This is a genomic window from Streptomyces blastmyceticus, assembly GCF_039521185.1.
GTDB classification, from domain to species: domain Bacteria; phylum Actinomycetota; class Actinomycetes; order Streptomycetales; family Streptomycetaceae; genus Streptomyces; species Streptomyces blastmyceticus.
Genome location: NZ_BAAABW010000026.1, coordinates 214639 through 233885, shown reverse-complemented (window position 1 = coordinate 233885; position 19247 = coordinate 214639). Strand labels below are relative to the sequence as shown.

General features: G+C 70.7%; 19 protein-coding genes and 1 tRNA gene. 10 read left to right on the top strand and 10 right to left on the bottom strand.

Annotation, left to right across the window (positions count from 1 at the left end; all coding sequences use genetic code 11):
• The first annotated feature begins 23 nt into the window (after window positions 1–23).
• The 9 genes from ccrA (at window position 24) to ABD269_RS23575 (ending at window position 9832) form a co-directional block, all read left to right on the top strand.
• Entirely contained in the window at window positions 24–1268 is a 1245-nt protein-coding gene (gene ccrA, locus ABD269_RS23615) for a crotonyl-CoA carboxylase/reductase (protein WP_344120759.1), read from the top strand.
• Between the two features lie 80 nt (window positions 1269–1348).
• Window positions 1349–1879, top strand: coding sequence for a nuclear transport factor 2 family protein (locus tag ABD269_RS23610; RefSeq protein WP_344120757.1), 531 nt, complete (start codon window positions 1349–1351; stop codon window positions 1877–1879).
• Between the two features lie 38 nt (window positions 1880–1917).
• Window positions 1918–3144, top strand: a complete 1227-nt coding sequence (locus tag ABD269_RS23605; protein ID WP_344120755.1) for a cytochrome P450 — start codon at window positions 1918–1920, stop codon at window positions 3142–3144.
• 17 nt (window positions 3145–3161) lie between these two features.
• Complete coding sequence (locus tag ABD269_RS23600) at window positions 3162–4373, top strand: cytochrome P450 (RefSeq protein WP_344120753.1); 1212 nt, start codon at window positions 3162–3164, stop codon at window positions 4371–4373.
• A 72-nt stretch (window positions 4374–4445) separates the two neighbouring features.
• Window positions 4446–5552: a serine hydrolase domain-containing protein gene (locus tag ABD269_RS23595; protein ID WP_344120751.1), complete on the top strand. Its 1107-nt coding sequence runs from the start codon at window positions 4446–4448 to the stop codon at window positions 5550–5552.
• Between the two features lie 302 nt (window positions 5553–5854).
• Window positions 5855–6682 carry an AfsR/SARP family transcriptional regulator gene (locus tag ABD269_RS23590; protein WP_344122023.1) on the top strand — a complete coding sequence of 276 codons (828 nt, stop codon included), beginning with the start codon at window positions 5855–5857 and terminating at the stop codon, window positions 6680–6682.
• A 297-nt stretch (window positions 6683–6979) separates the two neighbouring features.
• Window positions 6980–8077 carry a mechanosensitive ion channel family protein gene (locus tag ABD269_RS23585; RefSeq protein WP_344120749.1) on the top strand — a complete coding sequence of 366 codons (1098 nt, stop codon included), beginning with the start codon at window positions 6980–6982 and terminating at the stop codon, window positions 8075–8077.
• Window positions 8078–8155: 78 nt separating this feature from the next.
• Window positions 8156–9121, top strand: coding sequence for a pirin family protein (locus ABD269_RS23580; protein ID WP_344120747.1), 966 nt, complete (start codon window positions 8156–8158; stop codon window positions 9119–9121).
• A 159-nt stretch (window positions 9122–9280) separates the two neighbouring features.
• Entirely contained in the window at window positions 9281–9832 is a 552-nt protein-coding gene (locus tag ABD269_RS23575) for a secondary thiamine-phosphate synthase enzyme YjbQ (protein ID WP_301890959.1), read from the top strand.
• On the opposite strand, the gene ABD269_RS23570 is transcribed toward ABD269_RS23575, so the two are convergent.
• The 4 genes from ABD269_RS23570 to ABD269_RS23555 all read right to left on the bottom strand — a co-directional run bounded on the left by ABD269_RS23570 (window position 9829) and on the right by ABD269_RS23555 (window position 12654).
• Window positions 9829–10203: a tetratricopeptide repeat protein gene (locus ABD269_RS23570; RefSeq protein WP_301890958.1), complete on the bottom strand. Its 375-nt coding sequence runs from the start codon at window positions 10201–10203 to the stop codon at window positions 9829–9831. The two genes, ABD269_RS23575 and ABD269_RS23570, sit on opposite strands and share 4 nt — an antisense overlap.
• A 42-nt stretch (window positions 10204–10245) precedes the next feature.
• The gene (locus tag ABD269_RS23565) at window positions 10246–10965 is read right to left on the bottom strand and encodes a phosphatase PAP2 family protein (protein WP_344120743.1); all 720 of its coding nucleotides are present in this window, start codon (window positions 10963–10965) and stop codon (window positions 10246–10248) included.
• A gap of 69 nt (window positions 10966–11034) precedes the next feature.
• Window positions 11035–11973, bottom strand: a complete 939-nt coding sequence (locus ABD269_RS23560; protein WP_301890956.1) for a M56 family metallopeptidase — start codon at window positions 11971–11973, stop codon at window positions 11035–11037.
• A gap of 93 nt (window positions 11974–12066) precedes the next feature.
• On the bottom strand, window positions 12067–12654 hold the full coding sequence (locus tag ABD269_RS23555; RefSeq protein ID WP_301890955.1) for a DUF5134 domain-containing protein: 588 nt from the start codon (window positions 12652–12654) through the stop codon (window positions 12067–12069).
• Window positions 12655–12879: 225 nt separating this feature from the next.
• Between ABD269_RS23555 and ABD269_RS23550 the strand changes: the two genes are divergently transcribed.
• A tRNA-Trp gene (locus ABD269_RS23550) sits at window positions 12880–12953 on the top strand.
• A 236-nt stretch (window positions 12954–13189) separates the two neighbouring features.
• Here the strand turns inward: ABD269_RS23550 and ABD269_RS23545 are convergent.
• The 6 genes from ABD269_RS23545 to ABD269_RS23520 all read right to left on the bottom strand — a co-directional run bounded on the left by ABD269_RS23545 (window position 13190) and on the right by ABD269_RS23520 (window position 18991).
• Window positions 13190–14143: an esterase/lipase family protein gene (locus ABD269_RS23545; protein ID WP_344120740.1), complete on the bottom strand. Its 954-nt coding sequence runs from the start codon at window positions 14141–14143 to the stop codon at window positions 13190–13192.
• 432 nt (window positions 14144–14575) lie between these two features.
• Window positions 14576–15205, bottom strand: coding sequence for a class I SAM-dependent methyltransferase (locus tag ABD269_RS23540; protein ID WP_344120738.1), 630 nt, complete (start codon window positions 15203–15205; stop codon window positions 14576–14578).
• Window positions 15206–15412: 207 nt separating this feature from the next.
• Window positions 15413–16231 carry a hypothetical protein gene (locus ABD269_RS23535; protein ID WP_344120736.1) on the bottom strand — a complete coding sequence of 273 codons (819 nt, stop codon included), beginning with the start codon at window positions 16229–16231 and terminating at the stop codon, window positions 15413–15415.
• Between the two features lie 103 nt (window positions 16232–16334).
• Complete coding sequence (locus ABD269_RS23530; protein WP_344120734.1) at window positions 16335–17222, bottom strand: PLL family lectin; 888 nt, start codon at window positions 17220–17222, stop codon at window positions 16335–16337.
• 175 nt (window positions 17223–17397) lie between these two features.
• Complete coding sequence (locus ABD269_RS23525; protein WP_344120732.1) at window positions 17398–17724, bottom strand: hypothetical protein; 327 nt, start codon at window positions 17722–17724, stop codon at window positions 17398–17400.
• Between the two features lie 64 nt (window positions 17725–17788).
• On the bottom strand, window positions 17789–18991 hold the full coding sequence (locus ABD269_RS23520; RefSeq protein ID WP_344122021.1) for an IS110 family RNA-guided transposase: 1203 nt from the start codon (window positions 18989–18991) through the stop codon (window positions 17789–17791).
• Between the last annotated feature and the right edge of the window lie 256 nt (window positions 18992–19247).

The window sequence follows — 19247 nt, the reverse complement described above, 5'->3', positions numbered from 1 at the left end:
TTTGTATCCGAACGGGGTTCTGCGTGCGAAATTCTCTTTTCGAACTGGGTGACATACCCCCGATCGGCACCGTACCCGAGCAGATGCACGCGTCGGTGATCCGACGGGAGCGCTACGGACCGCCCCACCAGGCGTTCCGGAGCGAGATCGTGGACGTGCCCGAGGTGGGGCCCGGCCAGGCGCTGGTCCTCGTCATGGCCGCGGGCATCAACTACAACAACGTCTGGGCCTCCCTCGGACAGCCGGTCGACGTGATCTCCGCGCGGCAACGGCAGGGCCGGCGCGAGGACTTCCACATCGGCGGGTCCGAGGGATCCGGTGTGGTGTGGGCGGTCGGCGAGGGCGTCAGCCAGGTCGCGGTGGGCGACGAGGTGATCCTCTCCGGCTGCCAGTGGACGGAGACGGCCGCCGACATCCGGCTCGGCGCCGACCCCATGACCTCCGCCTCGCAGTCGGTGTGGGGATACGAGAGCAATTACGGCTCCTTCGCGCAGTTCGCCCTCGTCGACGACTACCAGTGCCACCCCAAGCCACCCGGCATGACGTGGGAGGAGGCCGCCTGCTTCCTGCTCACCGGGGCCACCGCCTACCGCCAGCTGTGCGGCTGGCAGCCCCACGACGTGCGGCCGGGCGACCCGGTCCTCATCTGGGGCGGGGCCGGCGGGCTCGGCTCCATGGCCATCCAGATCACCCGGGCGCGGGGTGGCATCCCCGTCGCCGTGGTCTCCGACGAGGAGCGGGCCCGCTACTGCCGCGAGCTCGGCGCCCAAGGCACCATCAACCGCCTCGACTTCGACCACTGGGGTCGGCTGCCCGACATCGGCGACCATGAGGCGATGGGCCGCTGGACCGAGGGCGTACGGGCCTTCGGCCGACGCTTCTGGGAGGTGCTGGGCGAGCGCAGGGCCCCACGCGTCGTCCTGGAGCACAGCGGCCAGGACACCATCCCGACCTCCATGTACCTGTGCGACAACGCGGGCATGGTCGTCATCTGCGGCGGCACCACCGGCTACAACGCCGACATCGACCTGCGCTTCTTGTGGATGCGCCAAAAGCGCCTGCAGGGCTCGCACTTCGCCAACCTCCGCCAGTGCCGCGACGTCATCCACATGGTCGCCACCGGACAGCTCGACCCGTGCCTTTCCTGGACCGGCGGCTTCGACGACATCGGCAAGGCGCACCAGCTGATGCACGACAACCAGCACCCCCAGGGCAACCAGGCCGTCCTGGTCAACGCGCCGCGCACGGGCCTGACCACGCTGTCCTGAAAACCCTTGTGAATCCAGGTCGTTCACCGGCCCGGGCATTCCCGGAAAACCCCGAGAAACAGCGAATCAAGGAGACCACCATGGGCCAGCTCGACATCCTGTGGAGCGAGCGCGAGATCCGTGCCGCGCTGCAGCGCTACTGCCGCGGGCTCGACCGCCTCGACGAGGAACTGCTCAAGTCCGCCTACCACGAGGACGCGTACGACGACCGCGGCGTCATCCGCGGCAACGCCCACGACTTCGCCAAGCAGATCATCCCGCTCCTCCGCGAGGCGTACACCGGCACCTTCCACACCCTGCACGGCAGCACGATCGAGATCGACGGCGACACCGCGGGCGTGGAGACGTACTGCACCGCGTACCACTACCGCGACGGCGACGGCGTCCGGCGGGTGGAGCAGTACCCCGGGCGCTACGTCGACCGGTTCGAGCGCCGCGACGGCGCCTGGAAGATCGCCCGCCGGATCGTGCTGAACGAGCCGAGCCTGGTCCAGGAGGTGCCGCTCGACCCCGCCGAGGCCCAGGCCGGCTTCAACCCCTCCCTCCGCGAAACCGGTGACGCCAGTTATCAGGTGCTGCCGCTGCGCGGCCCGGACGCCCCCACGCTCTGAGCCGCACCAACCCGCCCCGCACCGCAAGGAGTTCCACCGTGTCCGACACCGAGCAGCAGCCCGCGCCCACGCTGCCGCGGCAGCGCACCTGCCCCTTCTCGCCGCCCCCCGAGCTCGAGCAGCTGCGCGGCACCGACCCCATCAGCCGGATGCGGTTCGCCGACGACTCCGGCGGATGGCTGCTGACCCGCCACGCCGACGTCCGCGCCGCCCTCGCCGACCCGCGCGTCAGCTCGCACCCCGGCAAGGCGCCCCAGCCGTGGCGGAACCTGGCACCGGAGATGCGCGCCGAGCACTACCTGCCGGGCTTCCTGATCTTCATGGACCCGCCGGACCACACCCGCTACCGCCGCTCGCTCACCAAGTGGTTCACCATGCGGGCCATCCGCAAACTGGAGCCCAGGATCGAGCAGATCGTCACCGAAGCGCTCGACGCCATGGAGGCCGCCGGCGGCCCCACCGACCTCGTCCAGTCCTTCGCGCTGCCGATCCCGCTGCTGGTCATCTGCGAGCTGATGGGCATCCGCTACGAGGAGCGGGAGGAGTTCATGGACATGGTCCTGCGACTCCAGGCCCTCGACGCCACCCCCGAGGAGCTCGGGGCCCTCGGCGCCAGGATGAACGAGTTCATGATGAGCCTGGCCGCCGCCAAGCGGAAGAACCCCGGCGACGACCTGCTCAGCCACCTCGCCCACGACCCCGACGCCGACCCGGCGCTGACGGACCTGGAGATCGCCGGCATCGGCGTGCTCATGCTGATCGCGGGGCACGAGACCTCCGCCAACATGCTGGGCATCGGCACCTACACCCTGCTCCAGAACCTCGACCAGTGGGCCCTGCTCCGCGAGGACATCGGCCTGATCGACCGGGCCGTGGAGGAACTGCTGCGGCACCAGACCATCGTCCAGCAGGGCCTGCCCCGCGGCGTCACCCAGGACATGGAGATCGCCGGCCACCAGGTGAAGGCCGGGGAGGCTCTGCTGGCCTCGCTGCCGGCGGCCAACCGCGACCCCGAGGTCTTCCCCGACCCCGACCGCCTCGACATCACGCGCGAGCACAACCCGCACGTCGCCTTCGGGCACGGCATCCACCTGTGCCTGGGCATGGAACTGGCCCGGGTGGAGATGCGCCAGGCCTGGCGCGGCCTCGTCACGCGCTTCCCCACCCTGCGCATGGCGGCGGAGCCCGAGGAGATCCGCTGGCGCGACGACCAGATCGTGTACGGGGTGTACAACCTCCCCGTGACGTGGGACGGCGCCCAGTGACCGGCCCGGAGGCCGGCGTGCGCGCGTGCCCCTTCGGCGCGGGCGAGGCCCCCGCGTACCCCTTCCACGCCCCCGACCGGCTGGAGCCTGACCCGTACTGGGAGCCGCTGCGCCGCGAGCAGCCGCTGCAACGCGTCACGCTGCCGTACGGCGGCGAGGCCTGGCTGGCCACCCGCTACCAGGACGTGCGCACGGTCTTCGCGGACCGCAGGTTCTCCCGGCAGCTCGCCGTCGCGCCCGGCGCCCCCCGGTTCCTCCCGCACCAGCCGCCGCCCGACGCCGTCCTGAGCGTCGAGGGCCCCGACCACGCGCGGCTGCGCCGCCTGGTGGGGAAGGTCTTCACGCCCCGCCGCGTGGAGGACATGCGGCCCCTCATCCAGCGCACCGCCGACGGGCTGCTCGACGCCATGGAGGAGATCGGGCCGCCCGCGGACCTGGTCGAGGACTTCTCCCTGCCCTTCGCCGTGTCCATGATCTGCGAGCTGCTCGGCGTGCCGCCCGAGGACCGCAAGCGGTTCTGCGCCTGGTCGGACGCGCTGCTGACGACCACCGCGCACACCCCCGCGCAGGTGCGCGACTACATGATGCAGATGCACGACTACCTCGGCGGGCTCGTCGCGCAGCGGCGGGTGCGGCCCACCGAGGACCTGATCGGCTCCCTGGTGACCGCGCGCGACGAGGAGGACAAGCTGACCGAGGGCGAGCTGGTCCGGCTGGCCGAGGCCATCCTCATCGCCGGATACGAGACCTCCGCCAGCCAGATCCCCAACTTCCTCTACATCCTCTTCCGCCATCCGCACCTGCTGGAGCGGCTCAGGAACGACCACGACCTGATCCCCGACGCCGTCGAGGAACTGCTGCGCTTCGTGCCCATCGGCACCGTCGACGGATTTCCCCGGACGGCCACCGAGGACGTCGAGCTCGGGGGAGTCCTGGTCAGGGCGGGGGAGACGGTCGTGCCGTCGATGGGCGCGGCCAACCGCGACCCGGCCCTGTTCACCGACCCGGACGAGCTGGACCTCGCGCGGCGGCCCAACCAGCACCTGGGCTTCGGCGCCGGCCCGCACCACTGCCTGGGCGCCCAACTGGCCCGGGTGGAACTCCAGATCACACTGACGACGCTGTTCCGCAGGTACCCCGGCCTGCGGCTGGCCGTGCCGGAGGAGAGCCTGTCGTGGAAGGAGGGACTGATGGTCCGCGGCATGCACACCATGCCGGTCACGTGGTGAGGACACCGACGTCCTCGTGAAGTCCCCGGCAGCCTTCCGATCCACCAGCGCACAGAGGGTGAAGCGACCGCAATGAACGCCATCGACGAATGGGAACACAGCACGAAGGAAGCGGGCATGGACCCCGCGGCCCTGAAACGGCTGACCGATGTGGTGCGGGCCAGGGGCGGAGCGGCGCAGCTGTGCGTCATGCGGCGGGGCACCGTGGTCCTGGACCGCTCGTTCGGCTGTTCCCCCGACTCCCTCTTCCTCGTCTACGCGGCCACCAAGCCCGTCGCCGCCCTGGCCGTGCACGCGCTCGCCGAGCGGGGCCTGATCGGCCTGGACGAGCCGGTGGCCGCGTACTGGCCGCGGTTCGCCCAGTACGGCAAGGGCGGGGTGACCGTCCGTCATGTCCTCCAGCACCGGGCCGGGGTGCCGGTCGGCCGGGGCATCGTGCGCACGATGCGCACCGCCGGTGACTGGGAGCGCTCGGTGCGCGACCTCGAGCAGTCCCGGCCCAAGTGGCCGGGCGGCAAGGTCGCCGCCTACCACTTCATGAGTTTCGGGTTCATTCTCGGCGAACTCGTGCAGCGCGTCACCGGGCGGTCGTTCCGAGATTTCGTGACTTCCGAGCTCTTCGCCCCACTTGGGCTGAATGATTTGCACATGGGATTGCCCGACAACGCCTGGGACCGACATGTGCCCGCGCGGGCCGCGCATCCGTCCGAATGGCCCAACCAATGGATGAGCAACCGCCGCGGGTACCGCCAGGCCGTCATTCCCTCCGCGGGGCTTTCCGGAACTGCCGCGCAAATGGCCCGTTTTTATCAGATGCTTATGGAAGGCGGGTCGCTCGACGGCGTCCGCGTGCTGCGGTCCGAAACTGTCGCGGAGGCCAGAAAACCGTCCAATGACGGCGGAATCGACGCTTCCCTCAAGCGTCCTGTCCGTTGGTCCCATGGATTCATGCTGGGCGGGCCGAGCTCGGAGCCGCGGGATCTGTCCAATGTGCTGGGCGGCACCAGCGACGCGAGCGCCTTCGGTCACGCGGGCACCACGTCCAGCGTCGTGTGGGCCGACCCCACGCGTGAGCTGGTGTTCTCGTATCTGTCCAACATCCAGCCCGAGTTCGGGGCAGGCATCGGGCGGCTCCGCGAGGTCAGCGACCTCGCGCTCGGTGCCTGCGGGGCGGGCTGAGCCGCGCCGCCGCCGGACCGTGCGGGGACGGACCCCTCCGGCGCCCCCGCACGGCCCTCGCGCGAAACCGGGCCGAACCGCGGCCGATCGCCCGGCGCGGCCGGTTATCGGCGAATGGTGTGAAACGTTCTTAACAGCCGGCGCTCGGCGGCGGGTGATCTACCGCACAGCGCGGGGGCACGTTTTCGGCAGTATCTTGATCTTGACGGGTGCCAATACAAGTGGGTTATCCGTCAAGGCTTTTCGTACTGTCGGATGCAGGTGACCCCGGAGGAGGGCCAGTGCTGAAGTCGCCCAAAGGGATGGAACGCGTAATTCCGCATTCTCCGCCCCAGGTGGGAATACTCGGCCCCTTGGAAGTCCGTTCCGCCGGGGATGCCGGAACGGGCGTATCGGTAAGCGGTATTCGCGTTCGCGCATTGTTGGCCGCATTGACCGCGCGGATCGGGCAGGCAATGCCGACCGAGCGCATCCTCAAGGAAGTCTGGGCCGACAACCCGCCCGCCACCGACCGCAAGGCGGTGGCCGTGGCCGTCCTTCGGCTGCGCCGGGTCCTCGGCGACCACGAAGGGCGGTGGCTGCTCACCCGTCCCTCCGGGTACGTCCTGGACATTCCGCCGGACCACCTCGACGCCGTACGGGCGGAACGCCTGGTGCGGGAGGGGAAGGCGGCCCTGGCCGCGGGCAACCCGCGCACCGCCTCCCGGTACCTCACGCGCGCGCTCGCCCAGTGGCGGGGAGAGCCCTACGCGGACGCCAACGCCACCTCGAGCGTGGCCCAGCGCATCACCGAACTGGAAAGCCTCAAGTCCGAGGCCGTCCAGGCCCGCATCGACGCCAAACTCGAACTGGGCTACCACCAGGAGCTGATCGGGGAACTGCGCTCACTGACCGCCGCGAACCCTCTGCACGAGCCGCACTGGCTGCAGTTGATGCTCGCCCTCTACCGGTCGGGCAAGCAGGCCGAGGCACTGGCCGCCTATATGCAGCTGAGGCAGGGCCTGGCCGAGAACCTGGGAGTCGACCCGGGCCGGCAACTCCAGGAGCTGCACCTGCGCATCCTGCGCGCCGACGCCGGGCTGCTGACCCGGTCCACCGCCCGGTTCGGCGCCCCCCTCCCCGCGGTCTGATCCCGGCCTGCCCCATGCGCCCCGCGATTCGCACGGATTGCACCGGCGACCCGTAGGGCTACGGATCAGTAACCTCAGGGCTCTCCGGGGCCGTCAGGCGTTCGCCACGGGAGGCACCCAGGTGTGCGAGAGCGGAACTGACGTGGTGCAAGATACGTTCGCGCCGGCCCACTTCCGGGTCCCGGCGCGATCGCGATCCGTCGGGACAGGCAGGTACAAGGTGATGAAGCGATACTCCGGGCTTCCGGCGGCGTGGGACGCCGTCGCCCCGCTCTCCGGAGGAGAGGGAGGACGCCGGTGACCCGGGCTCTGACGCTGCACGACGTCATCGTCGCCGGCATCGCGGTGGCCGCCGGCCTGGCGGCGGCCCTCGTGCTGCGGGTGATCCTGCGCTGGCTCGGCGAACGGGCCCTCAGGACCCGGTGGATCGGGGACGACATCATCGTCGACGTGCTGCGCACCCTCGCCCCCTGGGGCGCAGTGGCGGCCGGTGTGGCAGCGGCGGCCGCGACCCTCCCGCTGACCCGGTCGGCCGGGCACGTCGTCAACGAGGTTCTGACGGCGTTCGTCATTCTGACCGCGACGTTCACCGCCGCCCGTGTCGTCAGCGGCCTGGTGCAGTCGGTGGCGCAGGCCAGGTCCGGAGTGGCCGCGTCGGCCACGATATTCGTCAACATCACGCGCATCGCGGTCCTGGCGATGGGCTTCCTCGTCATCCTGCAGACCCTCGGCATATCCATCGCGCCCCTGCTCACCGCCCTCGGCGTGGGCGGTCTGGCGATCGCCCTGGCCCTGAAGGACACCCTGGCCAACCTCTTCGCGGGTGTGCACATCCTGGTCTCGAAGACGGTCCAGCCCGGTGACTACATCCGGCTCAGCGGCGGCGAGGAGGGCTATGTCGTCGACGTCAACTGGCGCAACACGGTGGTGGAGCAGCTCTCGAACAACCTGGTCATCATCCCGAACGCCAAGCTCGCCGGCACGAACATGACCAACTTCAGCCGGCCCGAGCAGAAGCTGTCCGTCACCGTGCAGGTGGGCGTCGGCTACGACAGTGACCTGGAACACGTCGAACGGATCACCATCGAGGTCGCCGAGACGGTGATGAGGGACGTCAGCGGAGCCGTTCCCGACCACGAGCCGGTCGTCCGGTTCCACACGTTCGGGGACTCCCGGATCGGCTTCACGGTGATCCTCGGAGTGGGCGAGTTCAGCGACAAATACCGCATCAAGCACGAGTTCATCAAGCGGCTGCACCAGCGCTACCGCGCCGAAGGCGTCCGGATCCCCGCTCCGGCGCGGACCGTCTCGCTGCAGCAGGGCGCGGAAGCGGTGATCCCGCACCCCCGCACGTCCCCCGACGCCGTACCGGACCGCCCCGGCGTCCCGGGCTGAGTCCCGATCCCGGGCGGCCGCGGGGCCGATCGTGCGCCTGTTGCTGCCCGGCGGGCGCGGCCGGGCTACGTTGTGACCATGAGCAATCTCGATCGTCAGGCCACGCTCTCCGCGTGCGGCGGCCGCGGCTTCGTCGCCGCGGAGCCGGTGCGCGAACTCCTCACCCCGCGTCACGTCCGGCTCGGCGAGTCGACCGAGGTGCGCAGACTGCTTCCCAACCTCGGCCGCCGCATGATCGGAGCGTGGGCCTTCGTCGACCACTACGGCCCCGACGACATCGCCGACGAGCCCGGCATGCAGGTGCCGCCGCATCCGCACATGGGACTGCAGACCGTCAGCTGGCTGCACGACGGCGAGGTGCTGCACCGCGACAGCCTCGGCAGCCTCCGGACGATCCGCCCCCGCGAGCTGGGCCTGATGACGTCGGGCCGGGCGATCTCCCACTCGGAGGAGAGCCCGAAACCTCACGCGCGCTATCTGCACGGCGCGCAACTGTGGGTCGCCCTGCCCGACGCGCACCGGAACGTGGAGCCGCACTTCGAGCACCACGCGAACCTGCCGACGGTCACCGCACCGGGCTTCACCGCGACCGTGATCCTGGGCGAGCTCGACGGCGCCCGCTCGCCCGGCACCACCTACAGCCCGATCGTCGGCGCCGACCTGGCACTCGCCCACGGCACCGGGGCGAGCCTGCCGCTCGACCCCGACTTCGAGTACGCCGTGCTCTCCATGTCGGGCGAGGCCCACGTCGACGGCGTTCCGGTCACCCCGGGAACGATGCTCTACCTCGGCTGCGGACGCACCGAGCTGCCGCTGCGCGGCGAGTCGGACGCGGGCCTGATGCTCCTGGGCGGCGAGCCCTTCGAGGAGGAGGTTCTCATGTGGTGGAACTTCATGGGCCGTTCGCAGGAGGAGATCGAGCAGGCCCGGAGGGACTGGACGGAGGGCTCCCGCTTCGGCGAGGTCAAGGGCTACGACGGCGCCCGACTGCCCGCACCCACGCTCCCGCCGGTGCCCATGAAGCCGCGAGGGCGGGTGCGCTGAACCTCGGCCGGCGTCGGGCAGGGTGACCCCGCGGGACCGGCCCCTGCCCGTATGCCGCCCCGGCCGCTGGCCGGAACGGCCCTTACCCGGCCCGGCCGGGTTTCCTAGCTTGGCAGGGACACGGACGTTCCCCGAAGCACTCGCCCCTCTGGAGGCGTCATGACGACCGTATCGGGTACCCGAGTCGACGTGATATCGCGCGATGTCCTGCCACCGCACAGTTCGATCGTGGTGTCCGCCCGCCTCGCCGTGACCGTGGAGGGTGCCGAAGGCGTCGTGGACCTGACCGGTGAACTGCGCCGGATCGTCGCCGACTCGGGCACCGCCGAGGGTTCCCTGCACATCTACTGCGGCCACACCACGTGCGGCCTGGTCGTCAACGAGCGCGACGGCGGCCTGGACCTGGACATGGGCGAAGTGCTGGAGCGCATCGCGCCGCACAGCAGCAAGCACCACTACGCCCACGACAAGCTGCGCACCCCCGCCGAACGGCTGGTCCACGGCGAACGCGACAACGGGCACTCCCACGCCCGCGCCATGGTCGCCACTCACCCGGAACTGAGCATCCCGATCACCTCGGGCGCGCTCTACCTGGGCCGGTGGCAGGCGGTCATGCTGGCGGAGTTCGACGGGCCCCGCACCCGTGAGCTCCTCGCCCGCGTCCACACCGCTCTGCCACCGACCACGACGGGCTCCACGGCCTCCGCCTAGCTCCCGGCGTACTCACCGTTCATCGCGGCGGCCAGCCGGAGATGGGGTGCCGCCTCGTCGTCCCGGTTCTGCCGTTGCAGCGTGCGCCCCAGCAGCAGATGCGCGTACGCCTCCGCGGGGGCGCGGTCCAGGACGCGCCGCGCCTCGGCCTCGGCCCGGTTCAGCTGGGCGGAGTGGTAGTACGACCGGGCCAGCAGCAGGCGGGCCGCCAGGTGGGCCGGTTCCGCCTCGACGACGGGCACCAGGATGCGGGCGGCCTCGGCGTAGTCCCTCGCCTCGAAGAAGAGATGCGCGCGCTCGTACTCGTCGGCCAGCGGGTGCGGGGACGCCGGTACGGCGGCGGTGGGGGAGAACGGCGTGAAAGCGGTCATGAATCGCTCCTTTCACCCCCACCAACATGAATGAAGCTTGAACTATTTCCGGGTGTCCTCCAGCTCGCCCCTCGCTGTGGCGCGCCTCGCCGTCACCGCGTCGTACGCCCACGCCGAGCCCGCTACGAGCGCCGCGCCGAGCAGCCAGCCGCCCACCACGTCGGACAGCCAGTGCACCCCGAGATACAGCCGGGTGAAGCCCACCCCGACCACCGACACCGCCCCCACCACCAGTGCGGTGCGGATGCCCGCGGGGCGCACGCGGCGCAGCCACAGCAGCCACACCACCAGCCCGCACGTCACGGTGGCGGTCAGCGCGTGGCCCGACGGGAACGCCTGGTAGCTCGCGACGGCCACCGGGTCCGGCCAGCGCGGGCGGTCCCGGTCGACGGCGGCCTTGAGGAGCTGCTGCAGGACCGTCCCGAGGGCGGACGTTCCCGCGACCCAGGCCACGAGCAGCCACTCGCGTCGCCGCAGCAGCCACAGGGCCGCCACCGCGAGGACGGCACGCATGGTCCACGGGTCCCACAGCCGGTCGGACAGCCAGTGGACGAACCGCGTCCAGCCGTGGTGCCCGACGGCCACCGGGTGGAGCCCGTCGGCGCCCCACCGGTCCAGGGAGACGAGCGGACCCCACTCGCAGGCGACCAGCGCCAGCAGCGCGAGGAACAGGACGCAGAGGACGGCACCGGCCCGCTTCCCCGTGGTACGGGCGAGGCGGGGCGGAACGGCGGGCGCGGCGGGACGCGTCGGAACGTGCATGGCCGGATCCTCGCCGAAGCCCCGGCCGCGGCGCCACCCTTTCCGTCCGGCGGGATCCCGTTCCGGGGCCTACCCCAGCGCGCTCAGCCCGGGGACGAAGGTCACCAGCAACGGCACCGCCGGCACCAGCGCCGCGACCGCCGTCAGCCGGAGCCGCCGCGCCGCGGTCAGGCGCGGCGCCGCCGCCAGCAACCGGTCCACCCGGCCCGGCACCTGGGACAGCTGGGCCGGGCAAGGGCCGAAAACGCCACGGTCCTCGTTCAGTTCGACCAGGGCCAGCGCCGTCGTCATCCGGCCGAACCGCCGCGAGGCGGCGTCATCGGCCGCCAGCTCCACCAGATGGTGCACCTGATCGCGGAAGGCCGCGAACACCGGTACCTGCGGGAATCCGGTCGCCAGCGCCGACGAGCAGTGCAGCAGCCAGTCGTGCCGCGCCCGCGCGTGCCCCTGCTCGTGGGCCAGCACCGCGTCCAGCTGGGAGTCCGAGAGCCGACGCAGCGCGCCGGTGGTGACGACCAGCTGCGGAACCGTACCGCCGCGCAGCCACCACGCGTCCGGCCGCTCGCCCTCCAGCACCACCAGCCGGTCCGCGCCCGGCACCTCGCCGGGCAACTGCGGCGCGCGGACGAGCAGATCGGTGCGGCGCCGCCGACGGCGGGCCCGCGCCAGGCGGACCTCACGGGTCAGCATCGCGGCGGTCCACACCGCGCCGAAGCCCAGCACCACGGCCAGCGGGGCCGCCCACGGGCGGTACGAGGCGAGGCCGTACGCCTCCACGACCCCGCGCGGCGCGGGCGCGAACACATGGCCGCGCACCGCCTCCCAGGCCGCCGCCGCGCTCAGGGCCATGGCGAGGGCACAGCACAGCAGCACGGCCGCCACCGCGCACTGCCACACCCACAGGGCCACGACGGGCTCACGGTCGGGCCAGTCGGAACGGGTCAGCAAGCGCGGCGCCATCGCCGCGACCAGTCCGCCGAGGACCAGCAGCACGAGCGGGACCATCATGGCGGCAGCCTATGAGCGCGGCGCCGCGCGCGGGTACGGTCCCGGGCGTGAAGTGACGCATGCCACGGCCCCGGAGAAGCCCCGCGGGCGGGCTCAGAGGGTGAGCAGCATCGCCAGCATGCCGATGCCCATGGACAGCCGGCACGCGTTGGTGAGATTGGGACGGCCAGGCCAGGCCGCCTCCCCGGAGGTGACGGCGACCACCGGAACGAGCGCCGCCACCGTCCGTACGACGTACACCGCGAAGTACACCAGCAGCAGGCCCGTCAACAGCGGTGTTCCCGCGGGCACGTGCCCTTCGAGGTGTCCGGTCCCGGTGTGCCCCGAGTGACCGCCCGCCGGAGCACCCGCCATCGCCAGCGCCATATAGACCATCGCGAACGCGCCGACCGCGTGGTGGAGATGGTGCAGATGCGGCCCTTCCATGCGGCCGCGCGCCACCAGGAGCGAGCGCAGCCCCGCCGCGCCGAAGACGATCGCAAACACGGGAGCCCCCCACGGGCGGGTGTTCAGGACGGCGGTCGGTATGGCCATCACCGCCATGCCCAGCCCCATCAGGGCATCACCACCCGTGGCCCGGGCCTCCGTCGCGATTCCCGCTCCCGTCCTCGCGAGGCAATACGCGCCGGTCGCGGCGCACAGCACCACCAACAGCCAGCCGACGAGCGGCGGTCCGTGCACTGCGCACCTCCCCGGACGGGCAGACCTACCCCCGGAGGATTCCCGCTCCAGTTGCATCACATGGGAGCGCACGGGCGCAGAAGGGGAGCACTTCGGGGCGCACGGCACGCCCGCGCACGCGCGGTGGCACGGGGGCGCACCAGAGCCGCGGACCGGCGCGCGGGAGGAGCGCGAAAAAAAGATCTTGCCTCGGACGCCCTGTTCGGGAGAGAGTAAGGGCACCGAAGGGGCGTAGCTCAGCTGGCCAGAGCAGCGGACTCCAAACCCGCTAGTCGCAGGTTCGAATCCTGTCGCCCCTGCTTGACGGTCACTCAGGTGTACTGCCGGTGACCTGTGCGGACGTGTGAGGCGGGGCTGTCGCGATGGATGCGACAGCCCCGCCGCCGTTTTTGGGTTCAGCGGTTGGGAAGTTGTGGTGACCTGGTGGTAACCGCGGGCATCGGCGACAACAGGGGCAGGCATCTCCAGCATCATGGCCGAACGAGGACAACCCGGACCGCCAGGTGCGGTTGAGGTTCCTGGGGTGGACCAGGGCTCAGAAGGCGGGCGCCCTCGGCACACAGGGAGCCGCCGGGGCTGAGGGGTCCAGGGCCCGCTTGACCAGTCCGATCGCACGCGGGCTGTACGTCATGCTCAGATGGGCGGAGAGGTCGACGAAGCAGCCCTCCTGCAAGGTGATGTTCTGCACCGTTGCTCCGGGGCCCGCCGTCATGAACGTGCTCCGCCAGGGGGTGGTGATCTCGTCGTACTTCGTGCCGATCACGGTGTAGTCGATCCCGGGAACGGTGTCCCCGTCGGCGTTGAGCTCCTTGATGAAGTCGGATTTCTCGTACTGCTGGATGCCCGCCTTCCCCAAGAGCTTCTCCCCGGGGCCCAGTATGTGGAGCTTGTCGGCGAGAGTCTCGATGCCGCTAATGGTGGTGCCGTGGTTGGTCGCGCCGAGCTGGACGACCTTCTTGACCTTGTTCTTCGAGGGGTCGGTCGGGTTCGCGCCTCCGTCGGCCTTGAGATACCAGCGGGACAGGGTCCCGCCCTGGGAGTGGCCGACAAGGTCCACCTGGCCGGAGCCGCTGGCAGCGAGCACCTTGTCCACGAAGGCGGCCAGCTCCTTGGAGGACTTCCTGATGTCTCCGTAACCCTTGACGTTGGGAGCGAGAGCCACTCCGGCGTCGTCGGTGTCGCCGTAGTCGAGGGCGTAGACGCAGTAGCCCTGGGCCTTCAACTCGGGGGACATCCGGGCCCAGTTGTTGTAGCGGTTCTCGTAGGTCCCGTGCACCAGGACGACCGGACGCGGGTGGGCGGCGCTGGGACGGCAGTTCCAGTCATTGGCGCCCGGCGGATCGATGTCGAGGTGGAGGATGGAATGGACCAAGGCGGGAAGGAAATTGCCCTGCTCAGGGCCGGTCTCCGCGGCCGCGGACGCGGAGGTGGCCAAGACCGTCGCCGCGGCGGCGGCACAGACGGCGGTGACATATCTCGGTATGTGCAAGACGGCTCCTGAGAAGTGTGGAACCCGGGCCACGCGCGATGTTTCCCATGGGTGCCGACCGAGGAGGGAACCTCGGGTGACCTCCTCCGACGTCCCCACCGGATGACGCACCGTCAGACTCCGGCCCTGGTAACGCCCGAGGAACATCCCGGACCGTCGGCCGCGTACCCCGGGTAACTTTCCGGGCCTCCAGTATGCACGCGAGGCGGGAGGTTCTGAAGGGAGGAAACACAAACCTCGAAGGGGGCAGGTGGGGCTGTCGGCAAAGCCCTCTCCGGGGTCGTGCGGCCGCGAGTGACCTCGACGCCCCCGGCGCGCCCCGGAGTTGAGTTCCGCGGAGAACGCCTTGGCCGTGGCCCCGCTCCTGTCATACCTCGTCGGCGGCGTCCTTCGACCTCTACTGGCGGGCTCTCCCAATCAAGAGGCCATGCTCTAGCGGAGGCGGGCCAGCAAGTGGGCGTCGAGGAAGCCCCGCTCGGAGGCCGGGTCGTGGAGCAGTCGGGCGAACGTGACGAGCCCGGCCCGGGTCAGCAGCTCGGTGAACCGGTCCGCCGGCCAGCTGTAGGCGGGCGTCACCTTGTGGTCGAACCTGACCGGCTCGGGCCCGTCGGTCGCGAAGAACGAGGCCAGGAGCAGGCCCCCTGGTGCCAGGACACGCGCCTGCTCGGCGAGCAGCGCGGGTAGTTCCCCGGGCGGGGTGTGGATCATCGAGTAGTGGGCCAGCACGCCGCCGAGCGCGCTGTCCTCGACCGGCAGGGCCTCCATCCGCGCCTCGTCGAACTGCAGTGCCGGATGGGCCTGCCGGGCGTGGTCGACCATGGCTGGGGAGAGGTCGAGCCCGAAGGCGTCCAGTCCCAGGTCGTGCAGCATGGCCGTCAGGTGACCGGGCCCGCAGCCGACATCGGCTGCCCGCAGGTTCCCCGTCCCGCGCACGAGCTCGGCAAAGATGCCGATCATGTTCCGCGAGAACGGCTGCGTCTCCAGCCGGTCAGCGAACATCGACGCATACAGCTCGACGACCCCGTCGTAGGCCGCCCTGGTCTCGTCCTGGTGCTCCGTCACGGGAGGGAAGCTAACACCCGCCGTTCGCAGCCGTTCTCCCGCCCCGTGCCGAATCCCGCGCCCGTCGCCGCGGACGCTCTCGGGTACCACGACAAGACCACCACCCGGCTCCGCAACGAGGCCGGTGGGACCTGGAGCCGATACGCCGCCGGCGACCACAGCCGGTCACCAGCCGGCTGGGTTCCTCGGGGAACCCGCGACAGTTGATCAGGCGAGCACAGCAGTACCAAGCCCGGTTTCACAGCGCCCTCCCCGATTAGTGATCCGGGCCGGCGACGATCCAGGCGCGTGCCCCGCGCCGGCGGACGGGGGCTTACGAGTCCCCTCCGGCAGGAACTCCGGCATCGCCGACCGGGGCTCCGGCGTAGTCGGGCCCCAAGCTCCCGACGGGACGACGGCAGACCGATCCAACAGCTCATCGGTATCCGGCCGTTCTCCGCGAAGTCCCAGATCGTCACGGCCGACCGGTGCACCCATGTCGCCCGTCATGCCCCATCCGGGCGGCGGGGCGATCCGTATCTGGGGTTCGTAAACCGCAGACACCAGGTCGTCCGGTTTGGACCGGTCCCCCTGCCCGGAGGCGACGGTCATGGAATGTGTGAAAGAGGAGGTGCTCTGCCGGGCCAGCGCGTCGAAGCTCTGAGCCCCAGGGACGTTGCCGGCCTGGCTGGACTTTGCCGTCGCCGGCCACTTCTTGGGGACCGTCATGTTAGGCGTGATCATCAGTGCATTGGTGCCGGTCGCCCCGGTCTTGACCCGGCTCTGGAGTCGCCCCGAGGCTGCCGTGCGGAACTGGAGCCGAACCGGCTGACCGGCTTCCATGCCCGCTGGTACTGCCATCACGAGGGCCGCGCCGTCGGGCCGTTCGAGTCCTTTGACGACGTCACCCGCTACATGACCGATCACAATCTGCCGGGTCCCGACGAACTCCTCGTCCCGGCCGACAGGTAGAAGGGGAGGGAGCTCTATGGGGTCCGGGCCTCCGACGCGGGCGCAGGATGTGCTGCCGTTGGTCGCGAAGCGCATCGGCTGAGTCCTGGCGCGCCGACGGGACTCTCCGGCCTGCGGGAAGCGCGTTGAGGCAGTGGGGCCAGGGCCCGGTCCTGTCCCCACTGGGTGAACAGGGGGCTCAGCTCCACCACTTGTGCCACATCGTCCCGTCATTCCCCCGGGCGAAGACGTCGATGCGTCCGGGGCCCCACGATGTCGCCGCCGGGGACGAGATCAGGCCGTTCCCCAACGTTTCCCACCCGAACCAGCCGTTCTCAAACCATTTGTGCCCCAGCGTGTCGCCGCTGACGACGAACGTGTCCAGGCGGCCACGCGCCCAGGACGAAACGGCCGGGTCGGAGGTGAAGTAGCCGCCGAGCGACTCCCAGCCCGACCAGCCGTTTTCATACCACTTGTGCCACATCGTGTTGTCCGTGCCGCGGGCAAATGTGTCGATACGGCCCGACGCCCAGGACACGGCGGCGGGCGCGGAGGCCAGGTTGCCACCGAGTGATTCCCAGCCCGACCAGCCGTTGTCGTACCACTTGTGCCAGAGCGCATTGTCGCCGCTGCGCGTGAAGACATCCAGTCGGCCACTGGCCCACGACGACACGGCCGGCGTGTCGGTCACATAGCCGCCGAGGGATTCCCACCCGGACCAGCCGTTGTCGTACCACTTGTGCACGAGGGTGTTGTCGGCGCCTCGGGCGAACACGTCGATGCGGCCGGGGCTCCAGGACACCGCGGCGGGCGCGGAGGCCAGGTTGCCGCCGAGTGACTCCCACCCGGACCAGCCGTTGTCGTACCACTTGTGCCAGAGCGCGTTGTCGGAGCCGCGGACGAAGGTGTCCAGGCGGCCGTTGCTCCAGGAGGACACGGCCGGGGCGGAGGTCAGGCCGCCGCCGAGGGACTCCCAGCCGGACCACGCCTTCACGGTCGGCGCGGCTGTCGCTGCGGCGGGGGCGAGGAAGGAACCGAGGAACAGGAAGAACGAAGCGAGGAGGACGGGTAACGAGCGTCTTCGCATGCTGGATTCCTTTCCAGGGGGAGTGCGGGCGGTCAGACAGTAGAGGAGCGGACGGTTGCCGGACAGGAGGGAACAGGCCCCTCCCCGCAGAACGCCGGGCAGAAGATGTCCGCCGTGGGCCGCCAGGCGGCTGACAACCGCCCGGACGCCCGGCTCCGAGGGCTGCGCGGCACTTTCATTGGTGCCCTGTCCCGGGCTGGAGGTGGCCATGTCCGATGCCACCCTCCAGCTCGGGGACCTGCGAGGCGTCTGGCGTCCGGTGTACGCCCGTCGCCTGGCCCTGCACGCCACCGCCGAGGCCGTCGCGCTGGCTGCCTGGCAGTCCGATCTCCGCGGTCTCGATCTCGCGTCGGCGGTGGCCGCGTGGCGAACGGCGGCGGGAGAAGCTGCCGATGCGCAGGGCCTGCACCGGCGGCAGAGCGCGGCCGACGTGGTCCTGGCCGTCCTCAGCGCCCGGCCGTGGCCCCGAACACGCGGCGCGCTCGCTCGGGCCGCCCGGCATGCTCACCGTGCCGGATGGGCAGCGGGCCACCGCCTGACCGGGGGGGGTGCCTCTATGTCTTTCGTCAAGCGAGGTGTGGGGTTCGGGGTTCGTAGAGGGTGCCGTCGCGGAGCATGGCGAACAGCACGCTGATGCGGTGCCGGGCGAGGCGGAGGAGGGCCTGTGTGTGGGTTTTTCCGCGGGTCCGGCATTTGTCGTAGTAGGTGCGGGAGGCGGGATCGTGCAGGGCGGCGAACGCGGAGAGGAACATCGCGCGTTTGAGCTGTCTGTTGCCGCCCCGTGGGGCGTGTTCGCCGTGGATCGAGGTGCCCGACGATTTCGTGGCCGGGGCGAGGCCGGCGTAGGAGGCGAGGTGGGCGGCGGTGGGGAAGCTGGTGCCGTCGCCGACGGTGACCAGCAGGGTGGCGGCGGTCCTGACCGCGATCCCCGGCATCGAGGTCAGGACCGGGGAAAGAGGGTGAGCCTCCAGCAGCTGGCCGATCTGGGTTTCCAGGGCTCGTCGTTGCTCATGGACGGCGGCGAGCGAGCGGGCCAGCGACGGGATCACGACGTCGAGAGTGCCGGTCCCCGGGACCACGACGGTCTGCTCGTCGAGCGCGTCGAAGACCTCGTCGATCAGGCGGGTGGCCATCCTGGGTGCCCTGGGCCGGATGACTTCAACGAGCCTGCGGCGTCCGGCTTTCCGCAGGGCGGCCGGGGAGCCGTAGCGTTCGAGGAGCCAGGTGACGGCCTGGTGGTCGAGCCGGGGTCCGAGGACACGTTCGAGGCTGGGGTGGAACTGGGTGAGCAGGCCGCGGATGCGGTTGCTGGTGCGGGTGGCCTCGGCCGCGAGGTCCTGGTCGAAGCCGGTCAGGACGGTCAGTTCGGCGGTGATCTCGTCGGTGAGTTCCAGCGAGCGCAGGGTCTGCGGCATGGTGCGGGCGGCGTTCGCGATCACCGCGGCGTCTTTCGCGTCGGTCTTGGCCTCGCCGGGGTAGAGGTCGGCGATCCTCCGCATGGCGAGTCCTGGCAGGTAGGCGACCTTGCAGCCCGCGTTCCTCGCGACCGTCAGCGGCAGGGCGCCGATCGAGGCGGGCTGGTCCACGATCACCAGGACGGTGCCGAACTTCGTGGCCAGCTTGTCGAAGACGGCCCGCAGTTTCGGTTCGCTGTTGGGCAGGGGTTTGTCGAAGACCTTCTTGCCGGCCGGGGTCAGCCCGTGGCCGTGGTGGGCGGTCTTGCCGACGTCCAGGCCGAGGAACACGCCCACGTCGCCGGTGTCGAACATCGTGCTCTCAGCTCCTCCGGTGCGGCTGGCCCTGGCGTCGGTGTCGTACTCGCGCATCCACGTTATGCAGACCTGCCGCCCGCGAACTGCCCGGCGTTGCACCGGACCGGACGGTGGCCGGACCTCTCATCAGCGTCTCCGACGGCACCCCTCGGGCCCGGTGACACCACCCCCCAGGTCATCCGTTCGACAGGGGGGAACAGTCATGCCGGGCCCGGAGGCCAGCGGCCCTCTTGCAGGACCGCGAAGAACATAA

Bases quoted from the DNA above. Each gene is read 5' to 3' on its own strand.
- ABD269_RS23610 (WP_344120757.1), top strand. From the start codon at position 1,349: ATGGGCCAGCTCGACATCCTGTGGAGCGAGCGCGAGATCCGTGCCGCG.
- ABD269_RS23595 (WP_344120751.1), top strand. From the start codon at position 4,446: ATGAACGCCATCGACGAATGGGAACACAGCACGAAGGAAGCGGGCATG.
- ABD269_RS23590 (WP_344122023.1), top strand. From the start codon at position 5,855: ATGGAACGCGTAATTCCGCATTCTCCGCCCCAGGTGGGAATACTCGGC.
- ABD269_RS23580 (WP_344120747.1), top strand. From the start codon at position 8,156: ATGAGCAATCTCGATCGTCAGGCCACGCTCTCCGCGTGCGGCGGCCGC.
- ABD269_RS23575 (WP_301890959.1), top strand. From the start codon at position 9,281: ATGACGACCGTATCGGGTACCCGAGTCGACGTGATATCGCGCGATGTC.
- ABD269_RS23570 (WP_301890958.1), bottom strand. From the start codon at position 10,203: ATGACCGCTTTCACGCCGTTCTCCCCCACCGCCGCCGTACCGGCGTCC.
- ABD269_RS23565 (WP_344120743.1), bottom strand. From the start codon at position 10,965: ATGCACGTTCCGACGCGTCCCGCCGCGCCCGCCGTTCCGCCCCGCCTC.
- ABD269_RS23560 (WP_301890956.1), bottom strand. From the start codon at position 11,973: ATGATGGTCCCGCTCGTGCTGCTGGTCCTCGGCGGACTGGTCGCGGCG.
- ABD269_RS23535 (WP_344120736.1), bottom strand. From the start codon at position 16,231: ATGCGCTTCGCGACCAACGGCAGCACATCCTGCGCCCGCGTCGGAGGC.
- ABD269_RS23530 (WP_344120734.1), bottom strand. From the start codon at position 17,222: ATGCGAAGACGCTCGTTACCCGTCCTCCTCGCTTCGTTCTTCCTGTTC.
- ABD269_RS23525 (WP_344120732.1), bottom strand. From the start codon at position 17,724: ATGCCGGGCGGCCCGAGCGAGCGCGCCGCGTGTTCGGGGCCACGGCCG.
- ABD269_RS23520 (WP_344122021.1), bottom strand. From the start codon at position 18,991: ATGTTCGACACCGGCGACGTGGGCGTGTTCCTCGGCCTGGACGTCGGC.